This is a genomic window from Phenylobacterium sp. (assembly GCF_035475775.1).
Lineage (GTDB): Bacteria > Pseudomonadota > Alphaproteobacteria > Caulobacterales > Caulobacteraceae > Phenylobacterium.
Map to the genome: position 1 here is coordinate 1 of NZ_DATIMC010000055.1, position 8,999 is coordinate 8,999.

10 protein-coding genes and 1 pseudogene are annotated in these 8,999 nt (G+C 69.8%); 8 read left to right on the plus strand and 3 right to left on the minus strand.

The genetic code is table 11. The features are described 5' to 3' along the window. Positions 1-1,062, plus strand: a 1,062-nt coding sequence (locus VLI41_RS06720) for a c-type cytochrome (protein ID WP_325267295.1), incomplete at its 5' end; no start/stop codon positions are given. 28 nt (positions 1,063-1,090) lie between these two features. On the opposite strand, the gene rocD is transcribed toward VLI41_RS06720, so the two are convergent. Beyond that, a complete protein-coding gene (rocD, locus tag VLI41_RS06725) occupies positions 1,091-2,308 on the minus strand; it encodes an ornithine--oxo-acid transaminase (protein ID WP_325267296.1) in 1,218 nt (405 codons plus the stop codon). 19 nt (positions 2,309-2,327) lie between these two features. Beyond that, positions 2,328-3,209 carry a dimethylarginine dimethylaminohydrolase family protein gene (locus VLI41_RS06730; RefSeq protein WP_325267297.1) on the minus strand — a complete coding sequence of 294 codons (882 nt, stop codon included), beginning with the start codon at positions 3,207-3,209 and terminating at the stop codon, positions 2,328-2,330. 125 nt (positions 3,210-3,334) lie between these two features. On the opposite strand from VLI41_RS06730, the gene VLI41_RS06735 reads away from it, so the two are divergent. Continuing rightward, a complete protein-coding gene (locus tag VLI41_RS06735) occupies positions 3,335-3,751 on the plus strand; it encodes an Lrp/AsnC family transcriptional regulator (protein ID WP_325267298.1) in 417 nt (138 codons plus the stop codon). Positions 3,752-3,781: 30 nt separating this feature from the next. Here VLI41_RS06735 and VLI41_RS06740 read toward each other — a convergent pair whose 3' ends face one another. Continuing rightward, positions 3,782-4,552, minus strand: coding sequence for an HpcH/HpaI aldolase family protein (locus VLI41_RS06740; protein ID WP_325267299.1), 771 nt, complete (start codon positions 4,550-4,552; stop codon positions 3,782-3,784). 126 nt (positions 4,553-4,678) lie between these two features. On the opposite strand from VLI41_RS06740, the gene VLI41_RS06745 reads away from it, so the two are divergent. The 6 genes and pseudogenes from VLI41_RS06745 to VLI41_RS06765 all read left to right on the plus strand — a co-directional run. Next, complete coding sequence (locus VLI41_RS06745) at positions 4,679-5,740, plus strand: alpha/beta hydrolase (RefSeq protein WP_325267300.1); 1,062 nt, start codon at positions 4,679-4,681, stop codon at positions 5,738-5,740. A 128-nt stretch (positions 5,741-5,868) separates the two neighbouring features. Beyond that, the gene (locus VLI41_RS06750; protein WP_325267301.1) at positions 5,869-6,078 is read left to right on the plus strand and encodes an aa3-type cytochrome c oxidase subunit IV; all 210 of its coding nucleotides are present in this window, start codon (positions 5,869-5,871) and stop codon (positions 6,076-6,078) included. Between the two features lie 111 nt (positions 6,079-6,189). Further along, a complete protein-coding gene (locus tag VLI41_RS06755) occupies positions 6,190-7,320 on the plus strand; it encodes a Re/Si-specific NAD(P)(+) transhydrogenase subunit alpha (protein WP_325267302.1) in 1,131 nt (376 codons plus the stop codon). A 28-nt stretch (positions 7,321-7,348) separates the two neighbouring features. Beyond that, positions 7,349-7,431: pseudogene (locus VLI41_RS16825) on the plus strand (hypothetical protein); the annotation flags it as partial. A 25-nt stretch (positions 7,432-7,456) separates the two neighbouring features. After that, a complete protein-coding gene (locus VLI41_RS06760) occupies positions 7,457-7,795 on the plus strand; it encodes an NAD(P) transhydrogenase subunit alpha (RefSeq protein ID WP_325267303.1) in 339 nt (112 codons plus the stop codon). After that, positions 7,792-8,999, plus strand: a 1,208-nt coding sequence (locus VLI41_RS06765) for an NAD(P)(+) transhydrogenase (Re/Si-specific) subunit beta (RefSeq protein ID WP_325267304.1), incomplete at its 3' end; no start/stop codon positions are given. The genes VLI41_RS06760 and VLI41_RS06765, both read left to right, overlap by 4 nt.

The following is an 8,999-nucleotide window of genomic DNA, read 5'->3' on the forward strand; positions in this document are numbered from 1 at the left end:
GTGCTCGACCGCACCAACGGGAAGCTGATCTCGGCCAAGAACTACGTGCCGGTCACCTGGGCGACGGGCATCGACCTGAAGACCGGGCGCCCGCTCGAGACGCCGCAGGCCCGCTACAAGCAGAATCTCGACCTGCAGCAGCCGGGCGCGCTCGGCGGCCACAACTGGCACCCGATGTCCTACAGCCCCAAGACCGGGCTGGTTTACATCCCCGCGCAGTCCGATCCGTTCCCGTACCAGGGCGTGAAGGACTTCAGCTACAAGGCGGGCGGCTGGAACCTGGGCGTCAACCTGCTGGCCGGCGCGGGGCCGATGACGCCGGAGCAGGCGAAGGCCGTGGCCGACAGCTACAAGGGCTTCCTGATCGCCTGGGACCCGATCAAGCAGAAGGCCGCCTGGGCGATCCCGCACCCCTACTTCTGGAACGCCGGCGTGCTGTCGACAGCCGGCAACCTCGTGTTCCAGGGCGCCGCCGAGGGCAAGTTCTACGCCTACGACGCGACCAACGGGAAGCAGCTCTGGTCCTATGAGACCGGCAACGGGGTGATCGCCCCGCCGATGACCTACGAGCTGAACGGCGAGCAGTACATCGCGCTGATGGTGGGGGCCGGCGGCGGCGGCCAGATCTCCTATTCGGCGCTGATGCCGCAGCGGCCGCGGCTGCCCGGCCGGCTGATGGTCTTCAAGCTCGGCGGGACCGCCAAGGCGCCGCCGTTCAAGATCGCCGAGGCGCCGCCGCTCGACCTGAAGGGCGTCACCAGCACCGGCGACAAAGCCAAGGGCTACGCGGACTTCAACAACAACTGCCAGTTCTGCCATGGCGCGAACGCCACCGGCTCCTGGCTCCCGGACCTCAAGCGCTCGGTGATGATCACCACGCCGGACAACTTCAATTCGGTGGTGCTGCAGGGCGTGCGCGCCCACAACGGCATGGTGAGCTTCGCCAAGTTCCTCACGCCCAAGGACGTGGAGGACGTCCGCGCCTTCCTGATCAGCCAGGCCAAGGGCGAGCCGCTGCCGGTGGCCGGGGCGAAGCCGGCGACGCCGGTCGGAGCGCGATAAGGAGTCGCTCCCCTGAGCGGGAGGAACGCTACAGCACGGCCGTGAACTGCTCGGCGATCCAGTCGGCCTGGGCCTCGGTGAGGATCAGCGGCGGGGCGATGCGGATGGTATGCTCGTGGGTCTCCTTGGCGAGCAGCCCGCGGTCCTGCAGCGCCTCGCAGACCTGCCGTGCGCCGCCGGCGTCGGGGTGCAGCTCGACGGCGATCATCAGGCCGCGGCCGCGCACCTCCTTCACCCGCGGCGAGGCGATCGCCTCGAGCGAAGCCTGCAGGCGCGCGCCGACCCGGGCCGCGTTCTCGACCATCCCCTCTTCGGTGAGGACCTTCAGGGCGGCGCGCGCGACCGCGCAGGCCAGGGGGTTGCCGCCGAACGTCGAGCCGTGCTCGCCCGGATGCAGCACGCTCATCACCTCGGAGTTCGAGAGCACCGCCGAGACCGGGTAGAAGCCGCCCGACAGCGCCTTGCCGATCAGGGTGAGGTCGGCCTCGATCCCCTCGTGCTCCTCGGCGAGCAGCCTGCCGGTGCGGCCGAGCCCGGTCTGGATCTCGTCGAGGATCAGGATCACGCCGTGCTGCGTGCAGAGCTCGCGGGCGCGCCTGAGATAGCCGGCCGGCGGGATGATCACCCCCGCCTCGCCCTGGATCGGCTCGACCAGGAAGGCCACGGTGTTGGGCGTGATCGCCGCCTCCAGGGCGTCGGCGTCACCGAACGGGACCACCTTGAAGCCCGGCGCGAAGGGGCCGAAGCCGTCGCGCGAGGCGGCGTCGGTGGAGAAGCCCACGATCGCCACCGTCCGGCCATGGAAATTGCCGTCGCAGACGATGATCTCGGCCTGGCCGTCCGGCACGCCCTTGACCCGGTAGCCCCACTTGCGGGCCACCTTGAGCGCGGTCTCGACCGCCTCCGCGCCGGAGTTCATCGGCAGCACCTTGTGGCTCCTGGTGAGGGCGCAGAGCTCTTCGTAGAAGGGCGCGAGCTGGTCGTTGCGGAAGGCCCGGGAGGTGAGCGTCAGCCGCCCCGCCTGCTCCACCATGGCGGCCAGGATCTTCGGATGGCAGTGGCCCTGGTTGACCGCCGAATAGGCCGACAGGCAGTCGAGGTAGCGGCGGCCCTCGACATCCCAGACGTAGACGCCCTGGCCGCGGGTCAGCACCACGTCGAGGGGCTTGTAGTTCTTCGCGCCGTACGCGGCTTCAACGGCGATGTAGCCGGCGGCGAGCGAGCGTTCGAGGGTGAGGTCGTTCATTGCTCGTTTCCCTTGTGGATCACTCTGCGGCGAGGATGGTCCCCGCCGGCCGGCTTTCCCGGTCGAGACGCAGGGTCATGCAGTAGGCGCCGCCCCCCGATAGGATGAAGGGCGCGAGGTCCACCTCGGTCACCCGGTAGCCGCGGGCGGAGAGCCGCGCCTTCAGGCTCGCCGGCGCGCGGGCCATGACGATGCTGTCGCCGAGGTTCACGGCGTTGACGCAGAAGGCCTCCGCCGCCTCGTCGGTGGCTTCGATGCGGGAGGCCTCCGGCACGCGCGCGCGGATCGCGGCGAGCGCGGCGGGCGTGAAGGCGGCCGGATAGTAGAGCACCTCGCCGCCTGCAAGCGGGCAGAAGCAGGTATCGAGGTGGTAGTAGCGGTCGGACGCCAGCTCGAGGCCGACGACCGTCTCGCCGAATGTCTGTTCGATGGCCGCAAGCGAGCTCTTCGCCGAGCGCGGTCCGTAGCCCGCCCAGAAGAGGCGCCGCCGAGCGTCCCAGATCGCGTCGCCAGCGCCCTCCTGGAGGGCGCCCTCGGGCAGGTCGACGACCTCGCGCAGGACGCCGCGCCCTTGCAGGCGGCGGAAGGCGTCGCGGAAGACCGCCTCCTCGCCCTGGCGTTCCGGGTGGCGGAAGCGGGCCATCAGCGCCCGGCCGTCCAGCACCACCGCCGCATTGGCCGGGAACACCAGGTCCGGCAGGCCGCGGACCGCGCCGATGGTCTCCACCTGGCTTCCGAGCTCGGTGAGCGCCCGGCGCAGGGCGGCGAAAGCGGACCCGGCTTCGGCCAGGCGCTCGGCGGCGTTCGCCTTCCAGGCGTCGGGCCGCATCCACGGATTGATCCGGTAACTGACCTCGAAAGCCGAGGGATCGGTCATCAGGAACAGCGGCCGATCGGACATGGCGGGCTCCTTCAAATCGACGGCCCGGCTCTGAGAATCGCCCTGCGCGGCGCTAGCGAAAAGGAGTCAACGTGCCAATTTGTGCTAGATAGACTGCCGTTATGTCATGATCGATTGGCGTTTGGATGGACGACCTCGACCGCAAGCTCCTCGCCTGCCTGCGCGCCAACGCCCGTGAGTCGGCCGCCTCGCTCGCCAAGGCGCTGAAGGTCTCGCGCGGCACGGTCCAGAACCGCATCGCGCGGATGCAGGCCGAGGGCGTCATCCAGGGTTTCACGGTCCGCACCCGGCCCGACATGGACGCCCACCGCATCCGCGCGATCATGACCATCGCCATCGAGGGCGAGCGTTCGCGCGCGGTGATCCGGGCGCTGCAGGGGCTTCCCGAGGTGACCGCGGTCCACACCACCAACGGCCGCTGGGACCTCGTCGCCGAGCTCGACACCGGAAGCCTCGCCGAGTTCAGCCGGACGCTCGATCAGATCCGCACCATCGACGGCATCGCCTCGACGGAAACCTCGCTGCTGCTGGCCAGCGTGTGAGGGCTTCTTCTCCCCTCGCGGGAGAAGAGTTTATCGGGCCTGCTGCCACTCGCGCATGGCGGCGAGGTCGCGCCGGCCGCCGGACAGGTAGCCCATGTCCGAGCCCACCGTGACCAGGTCGAAGCCGCGCGCCAGCATGGTCTGGGAATAGGCGGCGCTGTTGGTGTGCACGCCGGCCCTGATCCCCGCCTTGCGGCAGGCGGCCAGGATTCTGTCGAACGCCTCCAGCCGCATCGGGTCGTCGCTGTCCTGCGTCGGCAGCCCGCCCAGCGCGAGCGACAGGTCCGCCGGGCCGATGTAGATGCCCGAGAGCCCCGGCGTCTGGGCGATCTCCTCGACATTGGCCAGCCCGCGGGCCGTCTCGATCATGGCGAAGGCCAGCATCTCGGCGTTGGCGTGCTCGGCGTAATCGACGCCCCCATAGAGCGAGGCCCGCGCCGGCCCGAAACTGCGATAGCCGGCCGGCGGATAGCGGCAGGCGCCGACGAAGGCTTCGGCCTCGGCGCGGTCGTTGATCATCGGGCAGATGATCCCATACGCCCCGGCGTCCAGCGCCTTCATGATCTCGCCGGGCACGTTCCAGGCGACGCGGACGATCGGCACGGCCTCGGTGTTCCCGATGGCCTGCAGCATGGCCATCATCTCGGCATAGCCGATCAGCCCGTGCTGGGTGTCGATGGTGACGGCGTCCCAGCCCTGGCGGGCCATGATCTCGGCCGTGAAGGCGTCGCCGATCGAGCACCAGCCGTTCAGCGCACCGCGGCCCTCGCCCCAGATCTGCTTCAGCCGGTTCGCCCGCATATCCGTCCTCCTCCGCGTCTCGCCCGAGGCATAGCCGCATCGGTCGCCTTATGCCTTGCCATTTTTCAAACGGTTGTTAGTCACGTGCCCCGAACGACGGGCGAATGCGTGCGAGGACCAGCTTAGATGGCCGACGACCGAGTATCAGTTGAGGCGAAGGCCCGGGCCGAGCGCGAGACCTACGACGACCGGCCGATCCACGCCGAGCCCGGCGAGCTGCCGCCCGAGGTGCAGGCGCCGCTCGCCCCTTTCAACGGCGCCGAGCCCCCGGCGCCGCAGTGGTTCAAGGACGCCATCGCCCGCGAGCCGGAGCGGCGGTTCGTGGAAAGCCTGGGCAGCCAGCTCGAGGTGCTGACCTGGGGCGAGGTCGGCAAGCCCGGCCTGCTGTTCGTGCACGGCAATTCGGCGCACGCCGACTGGTGGAGCTTCATCGCGCCGTTCTTCATGGAGGACTATCGCGTCGCCTCGATGTCGCTGGCCGGCATGGGCGCCTCCGACTGGCGCGAGCGCTACTCGTTCGCCGACTTCGCCGATGACGCCGAGAACGTCGCCCGCGCCACCGGCCTCTACGATGGCGGCCAGAAGCCCATCTACATCGGCCATTCGTTCGGCGGCGGCCAGGTGTTCCACGCGGCGGTCAAGTTTCCCGAGCGGATGCAGGCCGCGATCCTGGTCGACACCGGCTTCGGCGGTCCGCCGCCCGAGGAGATCGCGCGGCGGCAGAAGGAGGCCCAGCGGGTCGCCAATATCCCGACGCCGGACCGTGGCGGGCGGGTCTATCCGACGATCGAGGCCGCGCTCGCCCGCTTCCGCCTGATGCCGCCGCAGCCGGCCGGCAACCTGTTCATCGCCGACTACATCGCCCGCCGCTCGCTGAAGCGGGCCCCGATGCCGGACGGCTCGGGCGAGGGCTGGACCTGGCGGTTCGACCCGCACATGTGGGCCAAGCTCGACCGCAGCGCCATGAGCCCTCCGGGCGCCGAGGGGCCGAAGACCGCCACGCCGATGGCCCACATCCACGGCGACATGTCGCGGGTGATGGAGCGCAAGAGGTCGGGCCAGCCTTCGCCCTTCCCGCCGGGCATGGTCGAGGTCGAGATCCCCAATTCGCACCACCACATCATGATCGATCAGCCGCTGGCGCTGGTGGCGGCGATCCGGGCGCTTTTGGCCGCATGGCCGCACTGAGCGGCGCCCCTTGAGCGCGCGGGCGACCTCGTGTAAGGGCCGGTTGCCTCCCGTTTTATTGCAGTGCAGCAGAAAGAGTGAACCCCATGGCCGGAGCGGCTTCCGAACAGAATCAGCATCGTGACGCGATGGATATCGCCGAGCAGGCGGCGACCTTCGCGATGTTCAACGCCATGACCAAGTGGGGTTCGCTGTTCGTCGGCACGCTGATCCTGTTCCTGACTCTGTGGTTCTGCACCGGGGCCGGCTTCGGCGGCGCCGCGATCACGGCGGTGGTGGTGGTCGCGCTGGGCGTCTCCCTGCTGCGCTCCAGGTCGGAAGCCGAAGCGGCGCACTGACGGCCGCAAGATCCTGCCCTGCAAGGGGAGCATCGGGTTGCTTGCCAGACCCTGAGTCGCCCCCCTATGGTCCGCCCGCGTTCGAGCGTGCCTCCGGGGGATTCGCGTACCGTGCCCGTCATCGCCGTCACCAGGGAGCGCCGGCCCGGCGAGAGCCGCGTGGCCGCGGTCCCCGAGACGGTGAAGAGGCTGATCGCAGCGGGATTTTCGGTGATCGTGGAGGCCGGCGCGGGCGCCGCCGCCTCCTACCCTGACGCCGACTACAAGGCGGCCGGCGCGAGCCTCGCCAAGACCGCCAGGGACGCGCTCGCCAAGGCCGACATCGTCTTCCACGTGCGCGCGCCGGAGGCCGCCGAGATCGCGGCCCTGAAGACGGGCGCGATCGTCGTGGCGCTGCTCGATCCGCATCAGGACAGGAAGAGCCTCGAAGCGCTGGCGAAAAAGGGCGCGACGGCGTTCGCCATGGAGTTCGTGCCGCGAATCACCCGCGCCCAGGCCATGGATGCGCTCTCCAGCCAGGCGAACCTCGCCGGCTACCGCGCGGTGATCGAGGCGGCCGAGGCCTACGGCAAGGCCTTCCCGATGATGATGACGGCGGCCGGCACCGTGCCCCCGGCCAAGGTGTTCGTGATGGGCGCCGGCGTCGCCGGCCTGCAGGCCATCGCCACCGCGCGCCGCCTGGGCGCGGTGGTCACCGCCACCGACGTGCGCCCCGCCGCCAAGGAGCAGGTGGAGAGCCTGGGCGCCAAGTTCGTGGCCGTGGAGGACGAGGAGTTCAAGCAGGCCGAGACCGCGGCCGGCTACGCCAAGGAGATGAGCCAGGAGTACCAGGCCAAGCAGGCGGCCCTGGTCTCCGACCACCTCAAGAAGCAGGACATCGTGGTCACCACGGCGCTGATTCCCGGCCGTCCGGCGCCCAAGCTGCTCTCGGCCCAGCAGGTCGCCTCGATGAAGCCGGGCTCGGTGATCGTCGATATCGCCGTCGAGCAGGGCGGCAACGTCGCCGGCTCAAGGCCCGACCAGATCGTCGAGGCCCAGGGCGTCAAGATCGTGGGCTACGCCAACCTGCCCGCCCGCATCGCCTACGACGCCTCCGCGCTCTACGGCCGCAACCTCGCCGCCTTCGCGGGCTTGCTCGTCGACAAGGACGGCAAGCTCGCGCCCGACTTCGACGACGAGATCCTGAAGGCCGCGCTGGTCACGAAGGGCGGCGCGGTGGCGCATCCGGCGCTGAAGGGGTGAGCGGGGTGGGGACCGCATCAATATTCGTCATCCCGGCCGCGGCGAAGCGGAGAGCCGGGACCCAGGCGGCTCCGCAGTGCGGCGGCCCTGGGTCCCGGATCGGCCTCTCGGCCATCCGGGGTGAGGTGGAGCCTCAATGATGGACGTCGATCCCACCGTCTTCCGCCTGGCGATCTTCGTGCTGGCGATCTTTGTCGGCTACTACGTGGTCTGGAGCGTCACGCCGGCCCTGCACACGCCCCTGATGGCGGTGACCAACGCCATCTCCTCGGTAATCATCGTGGGCGCGCTGCTGGCCGCGGCGGCCCACCCGGCGACGGGCCAGCTGACCCGCTCGATCATCATCTCCAAGGGCGCGGGCGCGCTCGCGACCGGCTTGGCCTCGGTCAACATCTTCGGCGGCTTCCTGGTCGTGCGGCGGATGCTGGCCATGTACCGCAAGAAGGAACGGCCGAAGGCGGAGGCGCCCCAGTGAGCCCCGCGCTTACGACCAACCTCGCGGCCGTCCTCTACCTCGTCTCCGGCGTCCTGTTCATCCTGGCGCTGCGCGGGCTCTCCAACCCGGAGACGAGCCGCGCGGGTAACCGCAACGGCATGATCGGCATGGCGATCGCCATCGGCACGACGCTGGTGATCCTGTGGGGGCAGAACGCGCTGGACGCCCTCAGCCTGGTGCTGATCGCGGTCGGCGTGGCCATCGGCGGCACGGTGGGGGCGATCATCGCCCGGCGCGTGGCGATGACCTCCATGCCGCAGCTGGTCGCGGCCTTCCACTCCCTGGTCGGCCTGGCCGCCTGCCTGGTGGCGGTGGCGGCGATCTATACGCCCGACGCCTTCCACATCGCCCTGCCCGGCGGCGCGGTGCAGCTGAAGTCGCTGATCGAGCTCTCCGTCGGGCTGGCGATCGGGGCGGTGACCTTCACCGGCTCGGTGATCGCCTTCGCCAAGCTCAACGGCAACATGAGCGGGGCCCCGATCCTGCTGCCCGCCCGGCACCTCCTCAACCTCGCCATCGGCGCCGGCATCATCGTCCTGATCGTCATCCTGGTGATGAGCGGCGGGGCGGCGATCTGGGCGTTCTGGGGGATCTTCGGCCTGTCGCTGCTGATCGGCGTCACCCTGATCATCCCGATCGGCGGGGCCGACATGCCGGTCGTCGTCTCGATGCTGAACTCCTACTCCGGCTGGGCGGCCGCGGCGCTGGGCTTCACGCTGGAGAACATCACCCTGGTGATCACCGGGGCGCTGGTGGGCTCCTCAGGCGCCATCCTCAGCTACATCATGTGCAAGGGGATGAACCGCTCTTTCGTCTCGGTGATCCTGGGCGGCTTCGGGGGCGAGGACGCGGCGGCGGCAGGCGGCGGGCGGATCGAGACGCGGCCGGTGAAGCAGGGCTCGGCGGACGACGCGGCCTTCATCATGAAGAACGCCTCGAAGGTGATCATCGTCCCCGGCTACGGCATGGCGGTGGCCCAGGCTCAGCACGCGCTGCGCGAGATGGCCGACCTGCTGAAGAAGGAGGGCGTGGAGGTGAAGTACGCCATCCACCCCGTGGCCGGCCGGATGCCCGGGCACATGAACGTGCTGCTCGCCGAGGCCAACGTGCCCTACGACGAGGTGTTCGAGCTGGAGGACATCAACTCCGAGTTCGCCACCGCCGACGTGGCCTTCGTGATCGG

Bases quoted from the DNA above. Each gene is read 5' to 3' on its own strand.
- VLI41_RS06730 (WP_325267297.1), bottom strand. From the start codon at position 3,209: ATGTCCGATCGGCCGCTGTTCCTGATGACCGATCCCTCGGCTTTCGAG.
- VLI41_RS06740 (WP_325267299.1), bottom strand. From the start codon at position 4,552: ATGCGGGCGAACCGGCTGAAGCAGATCTGGGGCGAGGGCCGCGGTGCG.
- VLI41_RS06735 (WP_325267298.1), top strand. From the start codon at position 3,335: ATGGACGACCTCGACCGCAAGCTCCTCGCCTGCCTGCGCGCCAACGCC.
- VLI41_RS06745 (WP_325267300.1), top strand. From the start codon at position 4,679: ATGGCCGACGACCGAGTATCAGTTGAGGCGAAGGCCCGGGCCGAGCGC.
- rocD (WP_325267296.1), bottom strand. From the start codon at position 2,308: ATGAACGACCTCACCCTCGAACGCTCGCTCGCCGCCGGCTACATCGCC.
- VLI41_RS06750 (WP_325267301.1), top strand. From the start codon at position 5,869: ATGGATATCGCCGAGCAGGCGGCGACCTTCGCGATGTTCAACGCCATG.
- VLI41_RS06760 (WP_325267303.1), top strand. From the start codon at position 7,457: ATGATGGACGTCGATCCCACCGTCTTCCGCCTGGCGATCTTCGTGCTG.